The sequence below is a fragment of the Streptomyces hirsutus genome (assembly GCF_001418415.1).
In the GTDB taxonomy this organism is placed as follows: domain Bacteria; phylum Actinomycetota; class Actinomycetes; order Streptomycetales; family Streptomycetaceae; genus Streptomyces; species Streptomyces hirsutus.
In genome coordinates this window covers 16,004-39,959 of record NZ_LIQT01000149.1, presented here as the reverse complement: position 1 = coordinate 39,959, position 23,956 = coordinate 16,004, and the positions used below count along the sequence as shown (strand labels likewise).

19 protein-coding genes and 3 pseudogenes are annotated in these 23,956 nt (G+C 71.3%); 10 read left to right on the top strand and 12 right to left on the bottom strand.

The features are described 5' to 3' along the window. Both AOK11_RS11965 and AOK11_RS11960 read right to left on the bottom strand, forming a co-directional pair. A partial coding sequence (locus AOK11_RS11965; RefSeq protein WP_478501588.1) for an ABC transporter ATP-binding protein occupies nt 1–1,325 on the bottom strand: 1,325 nt, incomplete at its 3' end. Between the two features lie 570 nt (nt 1,326–1,895). Continuing rightward, complete coding sequence (locus tag AOK11_RS11960; protein WP_055593652.1) at nt 1,896–2,309, bottom strand: SRPBCC family protein; 414 nt, start codon at nt 2,307–2,309, stop codon at nt 1,896–1,898. A 440-nt stretch (nt 2,310–2,749) separates the two neighbouring features. On the opposite strand from AOK11_RS11960, the gene AOK11_RS11955 reads away from it, so the two are divergent. Beyond that, on the top strand, nt 2,750–3,232 hold the full coding sequence (locus AOK11_RS11955) for an ATP-binding protein (protein WP_055593651.1): 483 nt from the start codon (nt 2,750–2,752) through the stop codon (nt 3,230–3,232). Nucleotides 3,233–3,344: 112 nt separating this feature from the next. Next, on the top strand, nt 3,345–4,103 hold the full coding sequence (locus tag AOK11_RS11950; RefSeq protein ID WP_206188819.1) for a lysoplasmalogenase: 759 nt from the start codon (nt 3,345–3,347) through the stop codon (nt 4,101–4,103). Between the two features lie 82 nt (nt 4,104–4,185). Here AOK11_RS11950 and AOK11_RS11945 read toward each other — a convergent pair whose 3' ends face one another. After that, nucleotides 4,186–4,884 carry a response regulator gene (locus AOK11_RS11945; RefSeq protein ID WP_206188818.1) on the bottom strand — a complete coding sequence of 233 codons (699 nt, stop codon included), beginning with the start codon at nt 4,882–4,884 and terminating at the stop codon, nt 4,186–4,188. After that, entirely contained in the window at nt 4,830–6,029 is a 1,200-nt protein-coding gene (locus AOK11_RS11940; protein ID WP_055593649.1) for a sensor histidine kinase, read from the bottom strand. The genes AOK11_RS11945 and AOK11_RS11940 overlap by 55 nt, the downstream gene beginning before the upstream one ends. A 150-nt stretch (nt 6,030–6,179) precedes the next feature. Between AOK11_RS11940 and AOK11_RS11935 the strand changes: the two genes are divergently transcribed. Then, a complete protein-coding gene (locus tag AOK11_RS11935) occupies nt 6,180–6,770 on the top strand; it encodes a VanZ family protein (protein ID WP_055593648.1) in 591 nt (196 codons plus the stop codon). Nucleotides 6,771–6,857: 87 nt separating this feature from the next. On the opposite strand, the gene AOK11_RS11930 is transcribed toward AOK11_RS11935, so the two are convergent. Then, nucleotides 6,858–8,582, bottom strand: a complete 1,725-nt coding sequence (locus tag AOK11_RS11930; protein ID WP_055593647.1) for a SpoIIE family protein phosphatase — start codon at nt 8,580–8,582, stop codon at nt 6,858–6,860. Between the two features lie 1,003 nt (nt 8,583–9,585). On the opposite strand from AOK11_RS11930, the gene AOK11_RS11925 reads away from it, so the two are divergent. Both AOK11_RS11925 and AOK11_RS11920 read left to right on the top strand, forming a co-directional pair. Continuing rightward, nucleotides 9,586–12,096, top strand: a complete 2,511-nt coding sequence (locus AOK11_RS11925) for an ATP-dependent Clp protease ATP-binding subunit (protein WP_055593646.1) — start codon at nt 9,586–9,588, stop codon at nt 12,094–12,096. 83 nt (nt 12,097–12,179) lie between these two features. Then, the gene (locus tag AOK11_RS11920) at nt 12,180–12,659 is read left to right on the top strand and encodes a general stress protein (protein WP_055593645.1); all 480 of its coding nucleotides are present in this window, start codon (nt 12,180–12,182) and stop codon (nt 12,657–12,659) included. Between the two features lie 159 nt (nt 12,660–12,818). Here the strand turns inward: AOK11_RS11920 and AOK11_RS11915 are convergent, their stop codons facing one another. Next, nucleotides 12,819–13,889 (bottom strand): inositol polyphosphate kinase family protein, encoded by a 1,071-nt coding sequence (locus tag AOK11_RS11915; RefSeq protein WP_055593644.1) that lies wholly within the window; start codon nt 13,887–13,889, stop codon nt 12,819–12,821. Between the two features lie 639 nt (nt 13,890–14,528). Here AOK11_RS11915 and AOK11_RS44765 point away from each other — a divergent pair. Then, on the top strand, nt 14,529–14,867 hold the full coding sequence (locus AOK11_RS44765) for an acyl-CoA dehydrogenase family protein (protein ID WP_420902983.1): 339 nt from the start codon (nt 14,529–14,531) through the stop codon (nt 14,865–14,867). A gap of 182 nt (nt 14,868–15,049) precedes the next feature. Here AOK11_RS44765 and AOK11_RS11905 read toward each other — a convergent pair. Beyond that, nucleotides 15,050–15,328 (bottom strand): annotated as a pseudogene (locus AOK11_RS11905) (SDR family oxidoreductase); the annotation flags it as partial. Between AOK11_RS11905 and AOK11_RS11900 the strand changes: the two are divergent. Next, nucleotides 15,291–15,728, top strand: a complete 438-nt coding sequence (locus AOK11_RS11900) for a penicillin-insensitive murein endopeptidase (protein WP_079034792.1) — start codon at nt 15,291–15,293, stop codon at nt 15,726–15,728. The pseudogene AOK11_RS11905 and the gene AOK11_RS11900 overlap by 38 nt on opposite strands. 218 nt (nt 15,729–15,946) lie before the next feature. Here AOK11_RS11900 and AOK11_RS11895 read toward each other — a convergent pair whose 3' ends face one another. Continuing rightward, nucleotides 15,947–16,801 carry an NAD(P)H-binding protein gene (locus AOK11_RS11895; protein WP_079034791.1) on the bottom strand — a complete coding sequence of 285 codons (855 nt, stop codon included), beginning with the start codon at nt 16,799–16,801 and terminating at the stop codon, nt 15,947–15,949. Nucleotides 16,802–16,888: 87 nt separating this feature from the next. On the opposite strand from AOK11_RS11895, the gene AOK11_RS11890 reads away from it, so the two are divergent. Further along, complete coding sequence (locus tag AOK11_RS11890; RefSeq protein ID WP_055593642.1) at nt 16,889–17,485, top strand: TetR/AcrR family transcriptional regulator; 597 nt, start codon at nt 16,889–16,891, stop codon at nt 17,483–17,485. 803 nt (nt 17,486–18,288) lie between these two features. Here AOK11_RS11890 and AOK11_RS11885 read toward each other — a convergent pair. Together AOK11_RS11885 and AOK11_RS11880 are read right to left on the bottom strand one after the other, a co-directional pair. Next, nucleotides 18,289–19,857 (bottom strand): DUF4139 domain-containing protein, encoded by a 1,569-nt coding sequence (locus AOK11_RS11885; RefSeq protein WP_055593641.1) that lies wholly within the window; start codon nt 19,855–19,857, stop codon nt 18,289–18,291. 7 nt (nt 19,858–19,864) lie between these two features. Then, complete coding sequence (locus tag AOK11_RS11880) at nt 19,865–21,913, bottom strand: DUF4139 domain-containing protein (protein WP_055593640.1); 2,049 nt, start codon at nt 21,911–21,913, stop codon at nt 19,865–19,867. A gap of 83 nt (nt 21,914–21,996) precedes the next feature. Between AOK11_RS11880 and AOK11_RS11875 the strand changes: the two are divergent. Continuing rightward, nucleotides 21,997–22,209: pseudogene (locus tag AOK11_RS11875) on the top strand (hypothetical protein); the annotation flags it as partial. A 62-nt stretch (nt 22,210–22,271) separates the two neighbouring features. Here AOK11_RS11875 and AOK11_RS39650 read toward each other — a convergent pair. Beyond that, the gene (locus AOK11_RS39650; RefSeq protein WP_079034790.1) at nt 22,272–22,478 is read right to left on the bottom strand and encodes a DUF397 domain-containing protein; all 207 of its coding nucleotides are present in this window, start codon (nt 22,476–22,478) and stop codon (nt 22,272–22,274) included. After that, nucleotides 22,475–23,254, bottom strand: a complete 780-nt coding sequence (locus AOK11_RS11870) for a helix-turn-helix domain-containing protein (RefSeq protein WP_240497306.1) — start codon at nt 23,252–23,254, stop codon at nt 22,475–22,477. Before AOK11_RS11870 ends, AOK11_RS39650 begins: the two co-directional genes overlap by 4 nt. Between AOK11_RS11870 and AOK11_RS44760 the strand changes: the two are divergent. After that, nucleotides 23,228–23,893: pseudogene (locus AOK11_RS44760) on the top strand (ATP-binding protein); the annotation flags it as partial. The gene AOK11_RS11870 and the pseudogene AOK11_RS44760 sit on opposite strands and share 27 nt — an antisense overlap. Between the last annotated feature and the right edge of the window lie 63 nt (nt 23,894–23,956).

The window sequence follows — 23,956 nt, the reverse complement described above, 5'->3', positions numbered from 1 at the left end:
ACCACGGCGGTGACCGAGCCCATGGGCAGCGTGAGCGACACCTCGTCCAGCGCGGGATCCGCCCGGTCCGGGTAGCGGTAGGTGACCTGGTCGAGCGTGACCTGTCGTACCCGCGCGGGAACGGGATCGCCCCCGCTGGGGATGGTCCGGCGCGTCGCCTCGTCCAGGAAGCGGGAGTGGTCGCGGACGTAGAGGGACTCCTCATGCAGCTGGTTCACGTTCATCACGAGCGCGCCCAGGCTCGCCGAGCCGGAGCGGACGGCGATGACCGCGGTGCCGGCGACGGCCAGGCTCATGTGCCCGCCCATGATCAGCCAGAACATGATTCCGTACGTGACGGCCATGGCCACGCCGGACAGTGAGGCGGCCACCCACTCCGTGACGGCCTTGCTGGAGGCCAGCCGCTCCTGCTCCGCCTCGGCGCTTTCGGCCATGCGCTCGTAGCGGCTTAGCAGGAACGGCCCGACGGAGTGGATGCGCACCTCCTGCGCGGCGGTGCGTTCGGTGAGCAGGTTGCCGATGAGGCGGCCGGCCCGTACGTGTTCGACCCAGCTCATCACCGACACGTACCGTTCCTGCGCCACCCGCATCGCGCCCCAGCCGCGTGGGGCCGCGATCAGGATCAGCATCGGCAGCAGGGCCGGGTGCAGGATGGTGAGGACTCCGGCCGTGGAGATCAGGGAGATGCCCCCGTTCAGCGAGGCCACGCAGGCGCCGATCATGCGGCGGGCGGACGCGGCGCCGTACTGGGCGACGTCGATCAGCCGCCGGAACTCCGGATCCTCGATGGCTTCCAGCTCCACCGACGCGGCGGCGGCCAGGTACTGGGTCGTGGCGATCCGCTCGACCAGCGGCTCCAGTCGGCCGGCCCGCGCGGTGGACCATCCGGCCAGACCCGAATTGACCACGGCGGCCCCGGCGCCGACGGTCAGGGCCGGGAGCATCGCGTGCAGCCGCTCCACCGGCGTGCCCGAGCCGAGCAGCGCGTGCATGACGGCGTTGACGGCGAGCAGCCCCACGGCCGCGGCGATGCCCTGTCCGACCTCGCTGATCGCGACGGCGAGCAGGGCACGCCGGTTCGCCCGCCAGGCCATCCGCAAGGTCGCCCCGACCAGCCTCGGCATGGAACGCAGGGCGGACAGCATGGTCAGGTCGAGTTGGGCGTGCTCGTGTTCCGACCAGCCCATGTCGTAGCGCAGCGGACCGCCGAACAACTCCCGCTCGGCATCGGAGACCTGGGGCTCGGCCATCCGCACGCGACCGAAGAACCTCCGCACGGGACGCCTCCCGGCTTTGGCCTTCGCCCCCTCCGTGGACTCCGTCATCGTGTTCCTCCCGAGCCCGTGAGCGAGCCCCCGCTCGAACCACCCGTGCCCGAAGCCCTGTCCGGCCCCGGTGTGCCGGGATCCGGTTGTTCCTGTGTGCCGGCCGAGGTCATGGTGGGGCCCCCTTGACGGTCGCTGCGGTTGGCTTCCCGGGCTCAACGACCCAGCGAGGGTTTCGAACACCTGTGTTTCGGTCGTGTGAGGAACCCCGGGATCGGGGCGTGGCGGAGTATGTGGGGTGCACCGACCCTTGTCGCGCATAGGGCCAGGAATCCGGCGGCGGTGGCCGAAACGCCGAGCGTGCTTCCGGCCCGGGGCCGTATCCGCCCTGAGAGTCCGGGAACACACGCACCGAGCGGGGCCGTCTCCTGGACGGCCCCGCTCAGGGGGACGCAACCGGTTGCTTCGGTCGGTTTTCTCAGAGGGCTCGCCCCTCGCAGCGCGCGTTCTTCGCCCCCGTCACCGCGAACCCTGTTGCAGGCGGTCGGCGGCGGTCTTCCTCTCGTCCGTCCACTGCCCGGAGGCGGCGACGGCGTACTGCTTGACGCGTGCCATGGGGGGTGTACTCCGTCAGCCGGCTGCGTTGTCCACGCGCAGCCTTACCTGTTCCTCCAGACGTTGAAGACTGGTGTCCAGGGCGTCGCGTACGGCTCCCTCGCCCGGGTCGTGGCTGTCGTCGAAGAACGACAGGTGCACGGTCACCTCACTGGCTCCGCTGTCGATGCCGGCGACCTGGAGCCACCCCGTGTAGCTGCCTTGGTCGCGGGTGCCCCATTCCAGCCGCATCTGGTCGGGCCGGGCACGGAACAAGGCGGAGGTGTCCTCGTCGGTGCGGTCCTCGTGCACGGTGACGGCCGGAAGCTCCCCGGCGTCCACGTGCAGGGCTTCCGGCAGCCAGGTTTCCAGCTGGTCGACCTGGGCGGCCTGGTCGAAGACGTGCTCGGGCTGGGCCGGCATGGTCCGTGAACGCTCGTACTCGGTCATCGCGATACCGTCCTCCGTCGGGGTCGTACAGCAGCGGAGTCGCCCGGCTCCCGCCGAAGAGTGTGGGGCTCCCGTCGGCCCCAGCGGCCTCCTGGCCCGGTTCGACGCGCAGCGGGCCCGCGCATGGAGGTCTCGGGTACCCGGTGACCAGGGCCGTGAATCGGTCCGAGAGCCGGTCCGGCTTCGCAACCCGGGACATGCTCGTCGAGCAGCGGCCCGGTTGCGGCGTTTCCGTCCGAGCGGCCGGGCTACCCATGAAATGTTGTGCCGCCCTATGTGCGGAGGCCGTAAGAGCAGAAACGGAGTGCCCATGGCGAGGCGAAGGGGCCGCCGGGTCACGCCCGTACGCCCGTACATCGCACCGTCCGTGCCGGGAAAGTCACCCTGCGTGCCGCCCGGAGTGCTCCCCACGGTAGAGCGACTCGGTCACCCTCGGTGAGGTGAATCAGGAAACCGTCACCGCACCCGGTGAACCGATCGTCGGCACAGCCCACTTCCGCACCATGTTTCCCACCACGGCGCACGGCGCGCACATCGCACGCCATGCGACCGAGCGCCGGCTCGCCGCGCAGCGGCGGCCGGAGTCCGGTGCCGTCGCCGACGGCGGCACGGCCACGGCGTCCCTCCTCATCGCCGAACTGACCGCGAACGCGGCCCTGCACGGCCGGGCGCGGGGCAGGAGCGCACGCCTCGCCCTCACCCCGACCCCCGCCGGCCTGCGGATCGAGGTCACCGACGCGCGGGGCGAACGCCCGCCCGTGCCGAGGCCGGACGTCGAGGCCGACGGTGAGTCCGGGCGGGGCCTGCTCCTCGTCGCCTCGCTCGCCGACGCCTGGGGCTGCGAGCCGTACCCGTCGGGCGGCAAGACGGTGTGGGCGGAGTGCGGCATCGCGGTGCCCCGCGCATGCGGCCCGACCGGTTGACCGTTGGTCAACACGGAGGCAGGATCGGTTCCATGACGGCTGATCATGTTCGGTGTGGAGCAGTCTCCGACGAGCCGCATCCGGTGCACTCGGACCGCATCCCGATCGTCCGGTGCCGGCTCCCGGGCCCTCCCGGGTGGCCGCCGAAGGCAGGGGGCTGACGATGCCGCCCCTGCTCGTCGCGTACGCGGGGCTCGTCCTGCTGAACCTGACCGGAGTGGCTCTGCACCACGAGGTTCTGGAGTGGGTCAGCAAGCCGCTGCTGGCTCCGGTGCTGGCCCTGTATCTGTGGCGCCGCACGGGCCGGAGCCATCCCTTCGTGCTCGCCGCCCTGATCCTGTCGACCGTGGGCGACGTGGCCCTGCTGCTGTCGGGCACCGGTGCCTTCATGGCCGGTGTCGCCTGCTTTCTGGGCGCTCAGGTCTGCTACATCACCGCCTTCGCCAAGCAGGGCGCGATCGCGTTTCTCCGAGCGCGGCGACGGTGGTGCGCGGGCTGGCTGGTGGCGTGGGCCGTGGGGAACGTGGCTCTGGCACCCCTTCTCGGGGCCCTGGTGTGGGCGGTCGCCCCCTACAGTCTGGCCCTGGTCGCCATGGCGTGTGCCGCGCCCGTGAGGGGGAGGAGGGCGGCCTGGGGCGGCGCGCTGTTCGTCTGCTCGGACCTGCTCATCGGACTCGGCGCCGCGGGGCTGGGCTTCGGCGGACGCCCCTTCGTGGTCATGGCGACCTACGGGGCGGCGCAGTACCTGCTGACCGTCGCCTTCGCCGGCACGTCCGCGCAGCGGGCCGCGTGGCTCTCCGCGGCGGACGAGGACCGGCCGTGCGCGACTCCCGCCGCCGACGGAGCGGACGGCCCTCCGCAACGCCGGTGAGCCGGAGGGGCCGGCGCGGCGGGCGCGCAGCGCGGTGGCCGACCGGTCCGCCCCTGTGGATGCCGCGGCGGCCTGCCGTGCCTCAGTCCGCCCGGGCCAGTCCGACCCGCCAGGCCCATGCGGCGATCTCCACCCGGTTGCGGACGGCGAGCTTGCCCTGGATGTTGCCCAGGTGGGTCTTGACCGTGCCCACCGTGATGCTCAGGGTGTGCGAGATCTCGGCGTTGGTCAGCCCCTGTGCGACGAGCCGGACGACGTCCACTTCACGCGGGGAGAGATCCGCGTCCGGTGACCGCCGCGCACCGGGCGCCACCAGTCGGCGCAGCAGACGGACCGTGATCGAAGGGCTGATGAGGGAGTCTCCCACCGCCGCGGCCCGTACCGCCTCCGTCAGCAGCCGGGGACCGGAGTCCTTGAGGACGAAACCGCAGGCACCCGACTGGAGGGCGGTGTTGACGTACTCCTCGTCGTCGAATGTGGTGACCATGACCACCTTCGGGACGTGGTCCGCCGTGGGGCGGGTCAGCGCACGCAGCGCGTCCAGGCCGTTGAGGCGCGGCATGCGGATGTCCATCAGGACGACGTCGGGCCGGTGCCGGGCGGCCTCCTCGAGGGCGTGGACGCCGTCCACTGCCTCGGCGACGACGTCGATGCCGTCCTCGGCCGCCAGGATCATGGCCATGCCGGTGCGCACGATGGCCTGGTCGTCGACGATGAGTACGCGGATCACGGCCCGTCCGTCCCGGCCGGAGCGAGCGGCAGGCAGGCGCGGACCAGCCATCCTCCGTCCGCGGTGGCACCGGCACGGAACGTGCCCCCGACTCCGGTGACCCGTTCCCGCAACCCCTTGAGACCGTAGCCGTCGGCGGTGGCCCGGCGGGCCGTACCGTCGTTGGTGATTTCGACGACGGTCTGCTGCGGAAGAACCTGCACGCGGACCCGGACGTCGCGGCAGTCGTGGGCGTGTTTGCGTACGTTGGTGAGGGATTCCATCGTCACGCGGTGGACGACGGCGGCCACCTCCGGCGGCAGGGTCTCCGTGGGGCCGTCCTCGATGAGCCGCGAGGACACGCCTCGCATCCTGAAGTCGGCGACGAGGGTGCGCAGTCCGCGGATCTCCACCGGTGCGACGAGCGGCATCCCACCGTCCTCGGCGCGGAGTTGGCCCACCATGCGGCGCAGCGAGACCAGCGCTTCCGCGCCGGTCCGCTCGATGCGTTCCAGCGCGGGCACGACCAGGTCCGGGCGTTTGGCGGCGACCGCCTGGGCACCCTGGGCCTGCACGACGATGCCGGTCACGTGGTGAGCCACGAAGTCGTGCAGCTCCCGTGCCAGGTCGACCCTCTGGTGCAGACGGATCCGGTGCTCCCGTTGCCGTCGGTCGGCCGCCACCAGCCGGGCGGCCACACTCGCCCCCGCCACGGCCACGGCCACGAGCGTCAGGACGAAGGAGACGATGACGCTGCCTTCGTGGACGTGCAGCGCCAAGGGACGCGCGATCACCGCGGCCAGCAGGCCGACGGTGACGACCGCCGCGGGCACCGGCATGCCGCGTCGTGCGGTGACCGCCAGCACCACCAGCAGAGCCACGGGTTCGAAGGCGCCGTAGGCGGAGGAAGCCGACGCCTCGCGGCCACTCAGGTGCAGCCCCACGGAGCAGGCGAGCGAGGCGACCGCGGCGGCCCCGCCCGGACAGACGATCACCCCCGGCCGGGCGCCACGCCCGGCCAGTGCGAGCAGAGCCGGCAGCGAGAGGGCCGTCACCGCGGCCGAGACGCCCAGCAGGGTTCCGGTGTCCGGCTGCCGGAACGTGCCGTAGCGCACGTCCAGCAGCGCGGCAGCCACCACAGCACCGGTCACGGCCGTCCACAGCAGGGAGCGAAGGGGGCGGAAGCCGTCGCCCGGCCTCCTCCGGGGGAAACACATGCCGAGCAGCGTATGCCGACGGGCGGCGCCTTCCCTCTGCCGAAAGTCGTAGCCGTGCCGGTCAAGTCCTGTCTTTCTTCCGATCCGCGCGGGGACCGCGAAGCCGGATGCTGATCGCCGAACCGCTGCCGGACGCCGTAGGAGCCTGACGTGAACGTGAACTTCGACATCCCCCCTCTCTACGTACTGGGCCCCGCACTGATCGCCTTCGCGGCCATGACCGCCGTCCGCGCACGCCGGTCGCAGCCGGGCTGGACCGGCCGGCACGCGGGATTGAGGATCACCACCGCCGTCCATGCCGCCGCGGTGCTGTCGATCACCGTCTTCCCCCTCACCGTGACCTGGGGGCAGTACGCCAACCAGACGCCCTGGTACCACCAGATCAACTTCATCCCCCTGATCACCTCCGACGTGACCGCCGTCCCCAACGTGATCATGTTCGTACCGCTCGGGATGCTGCTGCCGCTGATCAGCCGAGTGTCCGGCGCACTCCGGGCGACGGCGGTGAGCCTGCTGGCGAGCCTGTCCATCGAGCTGGCCCAGCTGCTGAGCTACGTGCTCTTCAACAACGGCCGGGCCTGCGACGTCAACGACCTTCTTGCCAACGCCCTGGGCGGCCTCATCGGCTGGCTGCTGGTGGGCGCCGCACTCAACAGGCCGTCCCCGGCCGCCTTCCTGCGTGCCATCGCCCTGCCCGGCTCGGCCGCGCACGTCCGGCGCACGGCGCTGACGACGGTGTGACCGCGCGGATCGGTGCCGCCGCAGGCGCGAAGGCCCGGGTACGCCGCCCGGCGTGCCCGGGCCGGGCTCCCGACGGGGAGCCGCCGGTCAGGATCGCTTCCGGGCGGGTGTCCGCAGGGCGAGGAGGGCGACGTCGTCGTCGTTGGCGACGGGGCGGACCCGGCGCAGCAGATGGTCGGTGAAGGAGGCCAGAGGGCGGTGGGCGAGGGCGGCGGCGTGTTGGCGCAACCGGTGCAGACCCTCGTCGAGGGTATGGCCGGGTTCTTCGATCAGGCCGTCGGTGTACAGCAGGAGGGTGGATCCGGGCGGCAGCAGGGCGACGGCGTCGGTGCGGGGTCCGTGGGTCCCGGTGCCCAGGAGAATGCCGTGGCCGTCCGTGAGGTAGTCGGCCAGGCCGTCGTGCCTGATCAGCAGGGGTGGCGGGTGGCCGGCGTTGGTCCAGGACAGTTTCCAATGGCCGTCGTCCGCCTCCTCGAGCCGGGCGAAGATCACGGTGGCCATGGCGACGTCGGTGATGTGCAGGAGCGCCTCGTCCAGCCGGCCGACGATCCGGCTGGGGGGTTCCTGCAGGGCCCAGGCGTAAGCGCGGAGCATGTTGCGCAGCTGCGCCATGCCGGCCGCGGCCTCCAGATCGTGACCCACGACGTCTCCCACGGCCAGCGCGGTGGCGCCGTCGGACAAGGAGAAGGCGTCGTACCAGTCGCCACCGACCTGTGAGGCGTCGGGTGCGGGCAGGTAGCGCACCGTCATCTGCAACCCGGGCACACGCGGCATCTGGGGCAGCAGGTGGTTCTGCATGGTCTCCGCGACCTTGCGCTGGCGTTCGTAGAGGCTCGCGTTGTCCAGGGCGAGGCCGGCCCGGCGGGCGATGTCCTCGATCAGAGGGAGGTCGTCGGTGGTGAAGTCCACCGGTTTCTCGGCGCGCCCCAGGGTGAGGGCCCCCAGCACTTCGCGCGTGCTGCGGATGGGGGCGATGGCCGCGGAGCGGATGCCGGTGGCCTCGAACAGAGCGCGCTGTTCGAGCGCGATGCCGGAATCCGGCACCCCCTGGTAGGTCTGCGGGCCGGCCAGGGCGGAAGCGACTCCGCGCAGGGCCCTGGACAGGGGCATCTGGGAATCCTCCGGGACCGGTGGCATCGGTCCTTGCAGTCCCTCGTGGCGCACCAGGGCATCACCGTCCGCGTGGACGACGAGAGTGCGCCACACCTCGTCGTGTTCGGTGATCAAATCGACGACGGCCCAGTCCGCCAGCCGGGGCACCACCAGGGTCACCAGTCGGCGCAGCGCCTCCTCGACATCAAGAGTGGAGGTCAGCCGAGTGGTGGTCTCGGCCAGCAGCGCGAGCCGTTCGAGTTCCGGCAGCGTCCTGTGCGCCGCTTCCGGCCGAGGGTCGACCTCCAGCGGGTGCCGGGCGTGGAAGAGAACGAGCGTGCCGAGTTCGTGGTCACCGACGTCGTAGGGGGTGATCAGCCACGAGATGGGCAGCAGGGAGCCGTCCCCGCATGCGAAGTAGTCCCCCTGCACCTGAGCGGTGCGCCCGGCGAGGAAAGCCTGCCGCATGCCGCATCGAGCCCTCGGCAAGAGCTGGCCGTGGGCATCCCGGTGCAGCAGGTCGTGCGCGTCGCGACCGAGGAGATCCTCGGCGGGCAAGGCCAGCAGCCGTTCGGCGTGGGCGTTGACCGCGAGCACGCGGCCCTGCTCGTCCACAACGTATGCGCCGCTCCCGATGGCCTCCAGCGCCTTGGTGAGCGTGGCGGAAGATTCGGCCGGGAACTGTTCCCCGAGGGCCTGCGTAGGCTCCACCCCTGCCATACCCTCATCTCCTTCGCCGGCCGACGGCACGTCCGCACAGCAATATTCCCTTCCCCGGGTGCCCCAGTGCCAGTGAATCCAGCCTCGACCTCGAGCGCGTCCCGGAAACCGGATGCGCATTGAAGCATCTCCGCCGTCGGAACTTCTCCGCCGTCGGAACTTCTCCGCCGTCGGAACCTCTACGTCGGAGGCTCCGAGCCGGCGAGCGGCTGTCGGTTCCGCATCAAGGCCGGGGACAAGGTCACCTTCACCCGGACCGCGCTGTAGGCAGCGGCAGCAGGGGGCGGGTGCGGCGCCGGGTGCTCCCGCTCCACACGGCGGGTGCCGGAGGGACGGGTTTCCGTCCGGTCGACGGGGTTCCCCTGACGCCTCTGCGGGTCCCCCCGACGCCCTTGTCGCGGTTGTTGCCCGGTCGGCCGAGGAGGCGGCGAGGGGGTCAGGAGGGCCGGGACGATCCTGATGTGCCGGTGTGTGCCGGTGTGTGCCGGTGTGTGCCGGTGTGTGCCGGTGTGTGCCGGTGTGGGTCGGCGTGGGGCCGGTGTGGAGCCGGGCCCGGCCGGCCCGGCCCTGTCCGGACCTGCGCCCCGCACCCATGTCCGGTATGTGTAGGTTCATGTGGATTTCTGTAACGGGTCCGTCGGGTCGGGTGATGAGGTGAGGGTGTGCCGCGGCAACTGGTGTGGACGCTGATCCCGCGCGACGTGGCGGCCCTGTCGTCCGGGAGGGGGGCGCCGGCCGCCCCGGCCGTCGCCGGAGCGTTTCCCCGGGCCCGGCCGGACGCAGGAGCGACCGCCCTCGCGCCGGTCGGCGTCATCTGTGCACGGATCTCCGGAGGCCTGGTGCCGACGGGGTCCGGCGGTCGTACGACGCCACCACCGCGGCGTGCTCGCCCCGCCGTGCCGGGCAGGTCCGACCAGCGGTAACCGCCGTGCCGAGGTACTGACGACCCGCTTCGGACACGCGCGGTGACGCAGGGCCGAGGCCTCAGGGAAGGACGCAGGAGATGAGCACTTCGGGATTCGGTTTCGGGCGTGGCCCGTTCGACAACTTCGACGACCTCTTCGGCCGGTTCTTCGGCAGCGGGCCACTGTCCGCACAGCGGCGGCCCCGGCAGGTCGACGTCGGAAGCCTGCTGTCCGAGCGCGCCCGGGAGCTGGTCGCACGCGCTCAGCAGGCGGCAGCCCGGGAGGGCAGTGAGGAACTGGGCGCCCGGCACCTGCTGGCCGCCGCGCTCGAGGTGGACAGCACCCGGCGCATGCTCACCGAGGCCGGTGTCGACGTGGACGCGCTGGGGCGGCGCCTGGGCGCCGGCGCCGCCTTGGAGGCGGCGCCGGGATCAGGACCGAACGAGCTCTCGCCGTCGGCGAAGCGGGCGCTGCTGGACGCCTATCAGCTGTCCCGCCGCCTGGGCACCTCCTACATCGGGCCGGAGCACATCCTGCAGGCCCTGGCCTCGAACCCGGAGTCGTCGGCCGCGCGGACCCTGGCCGAGGCCGGCGGCGAGGCTGTCGCCGCTCCGCCCGGGCAGGCGGCCGAGCAGCCCAGCAGCAGCACACCGACCTTGGACGAGTTCGGGCGTGACCTGACCGAACAGGCTCGCGCGGGCAAGCTGGACCCGGTCATCGGCCGGGACGAGGAGGTCGAGCAGACCATCGAAGTCCTCTCCCGCCGCACCAAGAACAACCCGGTCCTGATCGGCGACCCCGGCGTGGGCAAGACCGCCATCGTCGAGGGCATCGCCCAGCGCATCGTGTCCGGCGACGTGCCGGTCACGCTGGAGGGCAAGCGGCTGGTCTCCCTGGACCTGGCCGGAATGGTCGCCGGGACGAAGTACCGGGGCGAGTTCGAGGAGCGGCTGAAGAAGCTGCTGGACGAGGTCGGCGAACACGGCGACGGCCTGGTGCTGTTCCTGGACGAACTGCACACCGTCGTCGGCGCGGGAGGAGGCGGCGAGGGCGCGATGGACGCCGGCAACATGCTCAAACCCGCCCTGGCCCGCGGCGAACTGCACCTGATCGGCGCGACCACCGTCGACGAGTACCGCAAGCACATCGAGAAGGACGCCGCCCTCGAGCGGCGCTTCGCCCCCATCCTGGTCGGTGAGCCCACCGTCGACGACACCGTGGAGATCCTGCGCGGCCTGCGCGACCGCTACGAGGCCCACCACCAGGTCCGCATCCAGGACGAGGCGCTGGTCGCCGCCGCCGAACTCTCCGACCGCTACGTCACCTCACGCTTCCTGCCCGACAAGGCCATCGACCTGATGGACCAGGCCGCGGCCCGCGTCCGGCTGCGCGCCAGGACCACCCCGGCCGACACCCGCGACATCGAGGACCGCATCGCCGCGCTGGGCCGGGAGAAGGACCAGGCCGTCGCCGAGGAGGACTACGAGCGGGCCAAGGACCTGCGCGACCGGATCAGGCAGACCGAGCAGGAGCTGAAGACCGCGCAGGCCGAGGACCAAGAGCAGGCCGAGCCGAAGGTCACGGCCGAGGACGTCGCGGAGGTCGTCTCCCGCACCACCGGCATCCCCGTCGCCCAGCTCACCGAGGAGGAGCGGGAACGCCTCATGGGTCTGGAAGGGCACCTGCACCAGCGGGTGGTCGGCCAGGACGAGGCCGTTGCCGCTGTCGCCCGCGCGGTGCGCCGGGCCCGTGCCGGCATGGCCGACCCCCACCGGCCGGTGGGCAGCTTCCTCTTCCTCGGCCCCACCGGGGTGGGCAAGACCGAGCTCGCCCGCGCGCTGGCGGCCGCCCTCTTCGGCGACGAGAACCGCATGATCCGCTTCGACATGAGCGAGTTCCAGGAACGCCACACCGTCGCCCGGCTGGTCGGCGCCCCGCCCGGATACGTCGGCTACGACGAGGCCGGCCAGCTCACCGAGGCCGTGCGCCGCCAGCCGTACGCGGTGCTGCTGCTGGACGAGGTCGAGAAGGCCCATCCGGACGTCTTCAACGTCCTGCTGCAACTGCTGGACGACGGCCGCCTCACCGACGCCCAGGGGCGCACCGTCGACTTCAAGAACACGGTCGTCATCATGACCTCCAACATCGGCGCCGACCGCATCCTCTCCGCCGGCGTCGAGGACTACGCCAAGGTCCGCGCATCGGTCATGCCCTCCCTGCAGCAGCACTTCCGGCCCGAGTTCCTCAACCGCATCGACGAGATCATCGTCTTCCGCGGCCTCGAGCGCGGCCAGCTGCGGCAGATCGTCGACCTGCTCCTGGAGCACACCCGCCGCCGGCTGCACGCCCAGGACGTCGCCCTTCAGGTCACCGACGCCGCCGCCGACCTGCTCGCCCACCTCGGCCACCAGCCCGAGTTCGGCGCCCGGCCGCTGCGCCGCACCATCCAGCGCGAGCTCGACGACCGCCTCGCCGACCTGCTCCTGTCGGGCGCCTTGGAATCCGGCGCGACCGTCCGCGTGGACGCGGTGGACGGCGAGCTCGACATCCATGTCGTGGGCGGCGACACCGCCGACAGTGAGGCCGCCGACAGCGAGGCCGCCCGGTGACGGAGCCGGGAGGGCAGCCGCCCGGCTTTCCCCGCACCGGCCGCCGCCGTGCCGTCCGAGCCCCCTGATCATGGAGCGTACCGATGTCCGCTGAACCGCCCCCGCCCCCCACCGAGCGGGTCGTCATCGAGTCGTCCCCCACCTACGAAGGAGCCCAGCGGGCCGTCGACTTCCTCGCCGACAGCGGCTTTCCCGTCGAGCGCACCGCGATCATCGGCTCGGACCTGAGAATGGTCGAGACCGTGCTGGGCCGCCTCACCCGCGGACGCGCCGCCCTGGCCGGCGCGGGCTCGGGAGCCTGGTTCGGTCTGCTCGTCGGTCTGCTGCTCTCCCTCTTCGCGGCCGGCTCCCACACCGCTCTCGTCCTCCTGCTCAGCGGGATCGTCTACGGCGCCGTCTTCGGGGCGGTCTTCGGCTTCATCGGCCACGCCCTCACCGGCGGGCGCCGCGACTTCACCTCCCGCAGCCGGATCGTCGCCGGACGCTACGACGTCGTGGCCGACCCGCAGGTGGCGGAGGAGGCCAAGAACGCGATCGTCACACTGAACTCACGGGAGTCCTGAGGAGCGCCGGGGCCCGGGTACGACGCCCCTGAGGAACGCCTTGGCCCCCAGGACATCGGCGCCGACGCCGACGTCCGGCACTTCGGGCACGTGGACCCGCGCAGGGCGGCCGGCACCGAGGCGGCGGCCGGTGACCGGGCCCGTGCTCCCGCCGTCGGGTCAGCGCCTCCGTGCCGTGTTCGTGGTGTTCGTCGGTGCTGTGACGGCGGGCTGCTGCTGGGGGCTGGTGCTTCGCGGGCGCACGTGGGTGGGGTTCATCGTCGCCAGCGCAGTCTTCGTTGTGCGGAACCTTGTTGCGTCCTTGATCAGGGAGTCCATCCCGGCAAGGAACTGGTTCCGGTACTTGTCCTTGAGTCGCGTCAGGTCGGGGGCGGCCGGCCCGCCGCCGAGGCGCGGGCTGCCCTCGGGGCTGGGGGACGGGCTCTGCTTGAAGGGATTTCGCGCGTCGATCGCATGGGCGAAGTCGATGAGTCTGGCGTCCACCTTGGTTTCCCCGTTCTGGGTGCCGTGCACCGAGAACACGCTGGCGGCGATGAAGCCGAGGTCGGATCGTGCCGCCGCGTTCCTGATGTCCTGCATCTTGCCGATCAACTGATCCCACACCGCGGGGTCTTCGGAGAACTTGCTCAGGATCGACTGTGACTGCATGCCGTCCAGCACTCTGATCCCGCTCGCGTCCGTGCCCGCGACGATGCGCCACCCGCGCTGCGTCGAGCCGGTCATCGGATCGATGCCCAGGGCGAACTTGAAGCTCTTGACCCCGGCGTCCCAGGAGGACTTCTCCTGCTGTGCCTTGTTTTCCCGGTAACTCGTGGTCGACCTGCCGATCTTGGCGTCCAGGGTCTTCGGCTGGCTCAAGTCGGACGTGATGTTCTCGATGTAGATGTGCCGCCGGTCGTCGAGCGCGTCGCCGGCCGGGGCGTCCAACTGGTCACCCAGCCGCTCGCGCACCTGATCGGCCGTGTACGAAGCCGGAACGACGGGTGCGAGGTCCGGGTAGGCCCCGTCGCGGATCCTCCGATAGAACTCGTTCTCCACGGAGTCGAACGGGGCAGGTTTCTCCAGGATCTGCCTGGCGGCACCGAGCGGCCTGATGCCGCCGTGCCCGCCCTGATTGACGTTCGGCTCCGGCGAGGTGGACCTCCGTCCCTCGCGCACAGCGGCCTCTTCGGCCTCGTCAATGGTCGGGAACGTCTGCTCCTGATACGTGGGCTCCGCGGGCGTGGCCATACAGGTCTCCTGTCTCGTTGCATGCGTCAACGAGACAACGGAGGCCGGTGAGGGCCGGTTCAATCCCGATCGGGCCGCGGCCCGTCCCGCGCCGGGCGCAGGACGACGTCTGGGGCGACGACCGGGACATCCGCATCTCCTCGTCGTACGCGCCGGTGGGCCGGCTCACCCCCGTCGACGGCGGCTACCGGCTCACCGGCCGCTGGAGTTTCTCCTCGGGCTGCGAGCACGCCACGTGGGCCCTGCTCGGGGCCCCGGTCGTTGGCGCGAAGGGGCGGCCGGTGGACTTCCTCACCGTGCTGGTGCCCCGGTCCGACTACACCATCGAGGACGTGTGGGACGTCGTCGGACTGCGCGGCACCGTCAGCAACGACATCCTCGTCGAGTCGGTGTTCGTGCCCGCCCACCGGGTGCTGCGCAACTACGAGCAGGCCCAGTTGAAGGGACCCGGGCAGCAGGTCAACCAGGGGCCCCTGTACCGGCTGCCGTTCGGGACGATTTTCACGAGCGCCGTCACGGCACCGGTGATCGGGGCGGTGTCGGGCGGTTACGAGTCGTACGTGTCGCTGATGAAGGAGCGGGTGCGGCTCGACCTGGGCGGCGGCAGGTTCACCGAGGACCCCGTTCGCCCAGGTCGCCATCGCGCGCGCCGCCTCCGACATCGACGCGACCGTCCTACAGATGGACCGCAACCTGCGCGAACTGTCCGAACTCGCCGCCGCGGGCCGGGAGATCCCCATGGAGCTGAGGCTGCGCACCCGGCGCGACCAGGTCCGGGGCACCGAACGGGCCGTCGCCGCGATCGACCTGCTCTTCAAGACCGCCGGCGGCAACGCGCTGCGACGCGGCAACCCCATCGAGCGCGCCTGGCGCGACGCCCACGCGGGCAGCGTCCACGTTGCCAACGACGTGGAACGGGCCCTGGCCATGTACGGCCGCGGGGCCTTCGGCCTCACGGTGGAGGACAACCTGGTCTGAGAGCTCCGAACGGAAGGGGCGTCCGGCTCGCGGCGTTCGGCACGCTCGCAAGGCGCCGGACGCCGCGAGCTGATCGGACTCCCCTTCTGTTCGGAGCCCTGGGACGCCGCCGCGGCACCACGCGCACCGGCCCGGCCCCCTTCCCGGGGGGACGGGCCGACGTGCGTGACGGTGACCGTCGTTCACTCCCGCCCGCCGGCCGACTTCGCGGCGAGGTAGCGCGCCGGGAACTCCCCGCCCCCGTGCACCGCGAGATCGGCGCCGTTGACGTATCCGGCCCGGTCGCTCGCGAGGAACAGGCAGGCGCGGGCGACGTCCGCGGGGACGGCCATCCGTTCCATCGGAATGACGCCGGCCACCGAAGCGCCCGCGTCCGCGCCGTAGACGGAGGCGGCGCTCTCGGTACGGATCAGGCCGGTGGTGATGTGGTTGACCCGCACCTCGGGCGCCCACTCCAGGGCCGACGGCAACGCGAACGCCCACTGGGCGACGGCCGGCGCCGTGGGCCGGCTGGAGGCCGCCGCCGCGACCTTCGCAGGCACGGGGAACGGCGTACTGCCGATCGGCGACGCGGGCTTCGAACACGGCGGTGACATCCCCGGCCACGGCAGCCACGAGACCGGTATGGACATCGACGTGTGGCCGGTCCGCACGGACTCGGCCCAGTGCACCGCAGGGCGCATCACCTGGCAATCGTCCACCTACGACCGCGCTGCCACCCGCCGCCTCGTCCAGGAGATCCGTGCGAAGGCACCCGGCCACATCGCACTCGTCTTCTTCAACGACCCCCAGCTGATCGCCGAGGGGCTGACCACCAGCTACCCGAACCACGACAACCACCTGCACATCCGCTACAGGTAGTCCGTCGCGGATTGGCGAACACCGCATCGGCACACCTGCACGCGAGTGGTGATCCGCCGCGGGTCGGGGCCGCCCCACCGCCAAGCGTGACGGCGGCCCCGGGGCGAGGCCGAGGACGACACCCTGCGTGAGACCGACGAACAGTGCCATGAACGCGGTAACCGGACGTTGCGCCTGATGCGACGTCACGACGCCGGGGCAGGTCGCGGTCGACGAGGTTACGAACCCTCCGTGAACGCGGTGGCGTGGTCGGCGGCCCACTGGCGAAACGTTCGCGGCGCCGTCCCGAGGATGTCGGCCACCACAGTGGTGACGTACGCGGGCTGTCCGACCGCCGTGCTCCACGCGGCGAGCAGCATGTCGACGGCCGAGCTGGGCGCCGTGCCCTTCGACAGGCTTCGGAACTCGTCTGGCGTCATCTCCTCGAATGCGATCCGATGCCCCAGGGCGTCACCGATGGCGCCCACCTGCGCGGCCTGGGTCAGCGACTCGGGGCCCGTAAGAACGTAGTCGGCTCCGACGTGTCCGTCCTGATAGAGCGTCCGCGCCGTGACGGCTGCGACGTCGCGGTCGTCGACCGGTGCGGTCTCGGCAGCGCCGTAAGGCCACCGGACGACCTCGCCGGCCCGGATCGTGGGTGCCCACCAGGTCAGCGAGTTCGACGCGAACATCCCCGGCCGGATGATCGTCGACTCGAGTCCGGTGGCCGCGATGAGCCGCTCGATGTCGGCGTGCAGCACCGCCATGGGATTGGGCTGCTGGAAGAAGGGGTGCGGCGTCTGGTGCGGGGAGGAGAGGAAGACGACCCGTCGCACGTGGGCTGCCAGTCGCTCGACGACTGCCGCGGCTGTCCGAGGCGGTGCGGTCCAGACGAGGAAGACCGCACCGGCACCGTTCAATGCCGGGTCGAGCGACTCGGGCACAGTGAGGTCGCCGGTGAAGACCTCGACCTTCGTCGGCAGCGTCGCCGCCGCCTCGGAGCGATGGGTGAGGGCGCGGACCGGCACGCCCGCGTCGAGGAGTCGGTCGATGACGACGCGGCCGACCCGGCCCGTCGCCCCGGTTACGAGCACGGGAGGAATGTCTGTCTGATTCACACCGCTCATAAAAACGTTACTCGGTTAAAAAAGCAACCTGGTCATGAATGTTACGATGGTCAGGTGAGCGAGCCGACGGGACTGCGGGCCCGCAAGAAGGAGCGGACGCGCGATGCCATCGGCGACGCGGCCGTCTCGCTGTTCCTGGAGCGCGGCTTCGACCGCGTCTCGGTCAACGACATCGCCGCGGCGGCCGAAATCTCCAAGCCGACCCTCTTCCGGTACTTCCCCACCAAGGAAGACCTGGTGCTGCACCGGTTTGCGGACCATCAGGGCGAGGCGGCACGCGTCGTACGTGACCGTAAGTCCGGCATCAAACCGGTGACGGCGCTGCACCGGCACTTCCGGGCCGGCCTCGATCGGTACGACCCCGTCACCGGTCTCAACGATCATCCCGAGGTGGTGGCGTTCCATCGGCTGGTGTTCACCACACCGAGCCTGGCGGGACGGCTCACGCGGTACCAGCTCGAGGACGAAGAGGCACTGGCGGACGCCCTCGGCGACGGCATCCAGGCACGCCTGCTAGCCGCCCAGGTACTCGCGGTCCAACGGGTGCTCGCCCGGACCAACTGGCAGAAGATCGCCGACGGTCGAACCGCCCACGACGTCCACCCCGAGGCCGTGGCCGAAGCCGACCAGGCATTCAACCAACTACGGTGACGGGCGACGCTCCCGGTCGAAGAATGCCCCGCGGTCCGGCGCACGCGTTGCCATGGGCCCGGTCAGGCCGCTTCCGCGGATGCTGGCGGCAACCGCCTCGTCGGACACAGGTCGTCGGCATGGTCCCGATCCGGTAGTCACGGAAGGTGACGGAGGCGAGGCCGGATAGCTCACTGCCAGGTGGCCGCCGGTGGGGAATCTGAACTGCCCACTGACAACTGCTGCTGGTCGCCACCCCCGTGCCGCCGGCCTCAGACACGCGCAGAGGACTGCGAACACTGACACCGAACCTCTGCTGCCGACTCGGCAATCCCTCTTGGCGACCCGGCAGCGGCGCCATAAACGGTGCACACGATACTGTCGCTCACACCTGCACTGAGCTGCACAAAGTAGTCTCCATTCGCCTCGCGCCACACGGTTGCCCCCGAGAAGGCGGCAGACGATGGCGAGCACGGCGTCACTCGAGGCGCCGTCCGCACGACCGTCGCCGAGCTGATGCCCGAGCACACTGCCGACACCGAAGTACCCCCGGTCCCGGAGCTGCCGGTCACCCTCGGCATGCCGGGCAAGGTCGCCGACTTCCTCCGCGCGGCCGAACCGGACGACGTCGAGCGGGCCGCGTTCGACCAAGGTATGACCGTACGGCACGGCCCGTGCTGCACCCCGCGCGTCAGCGCCACCCCCGCTATCCCTCACCAACCGCCCGACCCGCCGCCCCGGCCGAGGCCCACGCGGATGTCCCGGCCGGTGTCCGCTCCTCATGCCCGACGCCCCTCACCCGTATGGTTGTGCCGACAGCGAGGTCAGAGACCGGTGACCTTGCTGCTCGCCGACACGTCGTAGACCAGGGTGACGGTGCGTCGGCCGCCGGGACTCAACGGGATGTTCCAGCGGACGATCCCGTCCGTGTCGACCGCGTCGGGCACGGGCGAGCAGGCGTCCCGGTTCAGGCGTACCTCCACCGCCGAGACCTCGGAGACGGGAATGCGTTCCCGGAGGACGATCACCCTGTCGTCCTCTTCGCCGGGGGCGGAGAACCTGGACAAGTGCAGCCGGACGGTGCGGGTGAGGACGGTCCGCTGGACGATTCCGGCGGTCTCACGGGTCTCCTCGGTCTGCCGCAGGACCCGGTGGTCGTCCCGGCTGCCGAAGGCGAGGTCGACGGGGGCGCCGGGGGCGGTGAAGTCCAGGGTGCCGCGTCCGCCGAACCCGCCGGCGCCGATGAGGTCGACAGGCCCGGCGAGCAGCGCGTGGCCGGACCGGTTGTCGAATCGCACCACCTGGCTGACCAGGGGAGACAGCTCGGGCGAGCAGGTGTACTCACTCCGCGCGGACGAGGTGAAGGAGCCGAGCGGAACACGGTGGGCGCGGCCGTCCGCCGGCACGGAGACCGGCGCGGGGGAGTGGAGCACCCGTACTTCGCCGCCGTCGTCCACTCCCGGCAGCCCGAGCACGGGGGCGGGGCCGAGTTCCGCGATCTCCTCCTCGCGCAGGCCGACATGGACGGTACGGCGCTCCGCGGCGGAGCGGTCCGTCAGCGTCAGCCGGTCCTCGCCGAGCCGCGGCGGTTCCGCCGCCGACGCGGAGCGGGCGGTCGACAGGGTCAGCCGTACGTTCGACCAGTCCTCGCCGGTGTTCTGCCAGACGATCGCGTCCGTGTCCAGGGTGAGGTCCTGCCCGTTCAGTACGGCCCGGTACGCGGGCCGCCACAGTGCGCACGGGGTGAGATGGCTCAGACGCAGCTCTGCCTGGCCGTCGGCCGAGGAGTGGACGGCCAGCTCGATGTGGCCGGTCAACTCCGCAGGCTCCGTCCCGTAGAGGTCCATGGCCCGATGGGCCTCGGAGAGTTCGGAGGCGATGCCGGCCAGCCCGGCTTCCACCGCGCGCAGTCGCTCACCGCAGGAATCGCGTTCGCCGTCCACCCGGTCCAACTCTCGGCTCCAGCGGCCGCGTTCCGTCTCCCCGAAGCCTGCGCCCTCGGCTATGTCCCGCAGCAGATCGGCGGCGACGCGGCCGAGCAGCTCGACGCGGGCGCGCAGCCGGTCACGCTGCTGCTCCAGGGCCGACCGCTCCTCTTCCAGCGTTGTCATCCGGCGGCGCAGCGCGGAGTCGTCGTCGGCGGGCCCCGGCCCGCGCGGGGTCCAGCTGCGTACGATCCGCACGTCGAGCACGGTCGCCGAGTGACCGGCGGTCAGTTCGGCGTGGAGGGTACGGTCGACGGCCAGCGCGCTGACCGGTCCGAGGCGCAGTCGCTGGGTGCCGGACGTCAGGTCGAGCACGGCGGTCCGCTCCAGGTGAGCGCGGTCCTCCGTGCAGGTGACGGCGGTGACGGGCAGGGCGATCAGGGGGATCGGCTCCGATGACGTGGACATGGCTATGTCAGCTCCTGCGGTTGCCGCCGGTGAGGGCCTTGCCGGCCGGGATCCGGATCTCGTAGCCACCGTCGAGTGCGGCGGTGCCACCGGCGGGCAGTTCGACCCGCCACAGACGCGTGCCCGGCGTGTGCCGCTCCGGGTCCGCGCCGCTCTCGGGCGCCGTCCAGTCGGCTCGTTCCTCGATCCGGATGTCCGTGTCGGAAGTGACGGGCACGCGCTCGCGCACTTCGACGCAGACGGGGACGGCGAGCCGGTTGGCCAGTTCCACGTGGACGCGGTGGTCGAGCACGGTGACGTTGTTGCGCAGGCCCGAGGTCGACTCGTGCAGATTCGTCCGGCGGGTGACCGCGATGGCCTCGGCCGGTCCGAGTCCCACCCGGCACTCACCGCCCGGCGCGAGCGTGGGCAAAGAGGCGGTCAGCAGGAATTCCTCGTCCACGGTCACCTCCACCGGTCCGGCCAGCAGGGCCTGTTCGGTGGCGTTGGAGAGCATCAGCGTCGCGTACACGGTCTGTTCCACGGACGGCACACAGATGTACTCGGTGCGCAGGCCGACCGGGATCTCGCCGACGGTGACGGTGTGCCAGGTGCCGTCCGAGGGAATGTCGGCCGGCGCGGCGGCATCGAACCGGTGGTCGAAGGAGCCCGCGGACTCGCGGGGCCGCACGGCGTACCCGGGAAGCGGCAGCGTGGCCACCGTCTCGGCGCGGCGGCGGTACTCCGCAGTCACCGGGTCGAAACCGGAGCCGGGGAACAGTCGGCCCCGGCGACCGTCCGGCTCGTCCGGTCCGCACAGGACGAGCGCGGTGTAGTCGAGTTCGGCGCCGTCCGGCTGCGGCAACCCCGCCGGGGGCGCCGGCGGGACGGGCGCGGTGTCGGCCACGGACACCCCGGGCTGCAGCGGTGCTGCTCCGGAGGCCGCGGCGGGACGGCCACCGGTGCGTGGCCTGGCGCGTGTCGGGGGCCCGGACGGCGGCAGCAGATCACCGCTGCCGTAAGCCTGAGGAAAAGCACCCTCCGCGCCACCGGGAACCGGCGGCGCGCCGTAGCCCGCCGGTGCCGGCGGAGGCAGCGGCGGAACGGGACCGGACGGAGCAGCGGCCCCGACGAGCGAGGGCGTGGGGTTCGTGTCCGGCCGAGAGCCCGCCGCGTCGTAACCGGCGAAAAGACCGTTCAGCCCCGCCGGGTGCGCACGCCAGCCCGAGGGCGTGGGGGCGGGCTGACTGCGTCCGATGCGGACCGAGCGGAGCCGGGGCAGGTCCGTGCGGCGGCGCAGGTCGGCGGTGGCCAGGGCGATGCGCACCCCGGTCCAGTCCTCGCCCGTGCGCTGAGCCACCGAGACCCGCAGCAACAGGCTTCCGCCACCGCCACCCTGACGGTAGGTCAGGCGGTAGGCCGGTACCCATACGGCGCCAGGCACCCCGTATTCCACCTCCACCTCCACCTCACCCGAGCCGTCCAGCGTGAGGACCGCACCGAACGAGGTGGCCACATGCGCCGACGGCGCGTCGGTGGAGGCACGGGAGAGCCTGTCCGCCGCGACGGTGAGCTCGTGCTCGACCCGGCGCAGCTCCTCGTCCAGTTCGCGGAGCCCGCTGTGCAGTCCGGTCAGGCGCTCATCGACGAAGTCGGAGAGTTCCAGCCACGCGTCGACCGGTGTACGGCGGTGCGGGTCCTCCCGCTTGCGAGTCGGAGGCACCGGATGCAGAGCACTGATCTCCTCGATCAGAGCCGACTGCCGGTCCCGGCGGCCCTGCGCCGCCGCACAGTCGTCGCGCAGCCGCTCCACTTCACGCCGCAAGGTGTCGGAGCGGTCCGTGTCGTGGGGCTCGGCCTGTACCTCCACCCGGGCCTCGGTGACACGCATCCCGGAAGCACCGACGACGCGGGCCCGCAACGAGTCCGGGTCCAGCGACCGGGGCAGCCCCGTCACCCGCACCTGTCCGCCCGCCGGTACCGTGCCCCGGGCCCGGCGGCGGCAGAGCGCGCCCTGCGCGTACACCACCACAGAATCGAGTGCCGACGCCCACCCCGGAACCGCCCCAGCCGTCATGTGCTCCCCACCCAGCCGCATCCGTGCCGAGGGCAGCCTATGACGCCTTGGCCGGGTGCTGTCACGTTGGCCGGCCGGGTGGGATGATCTTCTGGTGGTCTCGCTGGGAGGGATCGTTCGTGGACAGCGCGCAGCCGTCGTACCAGCGGCACCGGTACCCGGTCGAGGTCATCGCGCACTGCGTGCGGCTGTACCACCGCTTCCCGCTGTCGTTCCGCGAGGTCGAGGAGCTGATGCTCGAGCGCGGCGTCATCGTCTCCCATGAGACGGTCCGCCGCTGGTGCCTGAAATCCGGTGTCCGGGCACACGTCACGCGGGCTGACGACCTTGCCGGGGGGCCGGGCTTGCGATTCTGGCGCTACGCGCTCGCGTGCGAGACGAACGCGGCCCACTCCTCGCGTCCGATCCGCAACGTGGGCCCGTCGGCCGGGGCCTTGGAGTCCCGTACGTACACCGAGACATGGGCCACGGCCACCTCCACGCAGTCACCGCCATCCGATCCGCTGTAGCTGCTCTTGAACCAGTGCAGTCTGTCCACGTTCTGGTTCACCCGCTCCATGCTCATGTCTCTCCCACCAGCCGTTCGATGAGCCGCGCAGACTCTTCGACGTTCAGTGCCTGCGATCGCAGCTTGCCATATCGCAACCCGAACGTACTGACCTCCGCCGGATCACTCACCGTGCACCCGACACCTTGCGACTCGAAGTACCCGAGGTGCTGATGCTCCTTCGTCTGCACAGTCACAAACGGACCGTTCTTACCAGGATGGAACCCTCGCCCCGAAGGCATCACCTGGACCTCAACGTTGCGCAACCTGCCTACCTCCAGCAGGCGTTCCCATTGGCCGCGCATGACCACCGCACCGCCCACAGGATCGCGCAGCGCCTCCTCCCTGATGATGAACGACAGCTCCGCCATCGGGTCGCGCGTCAGCAGCTTCTGGCGGCTGAGTCGTGCCTCCGTGTGCTGGTCCACGATCTCCTCACCGAACGGCGGGCAGTGACCGGCGAACACCGCTCGTGCGTACGCCTCCGTCTGCAACAGGCCCGGGACCAGTAGTGGATCGTACGAGAAGCGGCTCAGCACCTCCGCCTCGACGGCCGCGAAGTTGCGGAAGAACCGGGGGAGTTTGGCCCGGTCCACATCGGGCTGGAGCACCTCCAGAACACCACGCGCGTCCAGTACCCGTTCCGCGGCCTCGGTGAACGCCTCCTTCGCCGGGCGGCGTCCCTGCTCGACCGAAGCGACCTGTTCCAGCGAGTAACCGATCGCCTGCCCCAGCGCCTGCTGGTTCAAGTCCGCCCGTTTGCGCAGATGCCCCAGGAGCGTGCCGTAGGCCACCCATACTCCCGGCAGGTCACCGTCCTGTCGTTCCTTCGCACGTGCCCCGCCACTGTTTTTGGTCTCCCGCACCTGCCTCACATCCCTTTCCACCACCGGTTCTTCCCGCGCCCGCTCCCGTCCCGACTCCGCCCGGACGGGGATATGTTCAACGGGAGGGCTGTTTCCCGGGACACGGCCGCCACTTGTCCAGGGCCCGTACAGCACCCGTACAAGGCCCGCACAACCAGACCGTCACGCCGTGGGCGAGCTCCGTACCGCCTCGGCCGGTACGGTCGAAAGCCCTGGTCGGACCAGGTTTCGGCAGCTCACGATGGCGCCGTGAAGCCACAGGAAGACATCCGCGAACCCGGCCCCTCGCACGGCGAGTTGTGCCTCCGGCTCAGCAGTACCCCGCGCGGTGCGCGGTTGGCGCGCGCCCTCGCCGTGCAGCAGCTCACCGAGTGGTGCGCCTGTCCTCACGACTCCGACCTCGCCCGTACGGTCGCTCTGGTCACGGCCGAACTCGCGTCCAACGCGGTCACCCACGGCGGCCTGCCCGGCCGCGACTTCCGGCTGACCGTGCGGCTCCTGGCGGAAACCGTCCGTATCGAGGTCACCGACACCCGCCCCGAACGCCTGCTGCCCGCCACCGCGCCCGGGCCCGTCGACCCGGACGCCGTATCGGGGAGGGGCCTGGTCCTCGTCGATACGTACGCGGCC

What these genes read in the sequence shown, in the direction of transcription:
- AOK11_RS11920 (WP_055593645.1), top strand. Translation starts at nt 12,180, where the DNA reads ATGTCCGCTGAACCGCCCCCGCCCCCCACCGAGCGGGTCGTCATCGAG.
- AOK11_RS11880 (WP_055593640.1), bottom strand. Translation starts at nt 21,913, where the DNA reads ATGACGGCTGGGGCGGTTCCGGGGTGGGCGTCGGCACTCGATTCTGTG.
- AOK11_RS11940 (WP_055593649.1), bottom strand. Translation starts at nt 6,029, where the DNA reads ATGTGTTTCCCCCGGAGGAGGCCGGGCGACGGCTTCCGCCCCCTTCGC.
- AOK11_RS11915 (WP_055593644.1), bottom strand. Translation starts at nt 13,889, where the DNA reads ATGGCCACGCCCGCGGAGCCCACGTATCAGGAGCAGACGTTCCCGACC.
- AOK11_RS11925 (WP_055593646.1), top strand. Translation starts at nt 9,586, where the DNA reads ATGAGCACTTCGGGATTCGGTTTCGGGCGTGGCCCGTTCGACAACTTC.
- AOK11_RS11900 (WP_079034792.1), top strand. Translation starts at nt 15,291, where the DNA reads ATGTGGTTGACCCGCACCTCGGGCGCCCACTCCAGGGCCGACGGCAAC.
- AOK11_RS39650 (WP_079034790.1), bottom strand. Translation starts at nt 22,478, where the DNA reads ATGAGCATGGAGCGGGTGAACCAGAACGTGGACAGACTGCACTGGTTC.
- AOK11_RS11930 (WP_055593647.1), bottom strand. Translation starts at nt 8,582, where the DNA reads ATGGCAGGGGTGGAGCCTACGCAGGCCCTCGGGGAACAGTTCCCGGCC.
- AOK11_RS11885 (WP_055593641.1), bottom strand. Translation starts at nt 19,857, where the DNA reads ATGTCCACGTCATCGGAGCCGATCCCCCTGATCGCCCTGCCCGTCACC.
- AOK11_RS11960 (WP_055593652.1), bottom strand. Translation starts at nt 2,309, where the DNA reads ATGACCGAGTACGAGCGTTCACGGACCATGCCGGCCCAGCCCGAGCAC.
- AOK11_RS11945 (WP_206188818.1), bottom strand. Translation starts at nt 4,884, where the DNA reads ATGGCTGGTCCGCGCCTGCCTGCCGCTCGCTCCGGCCGGGACGGACGG.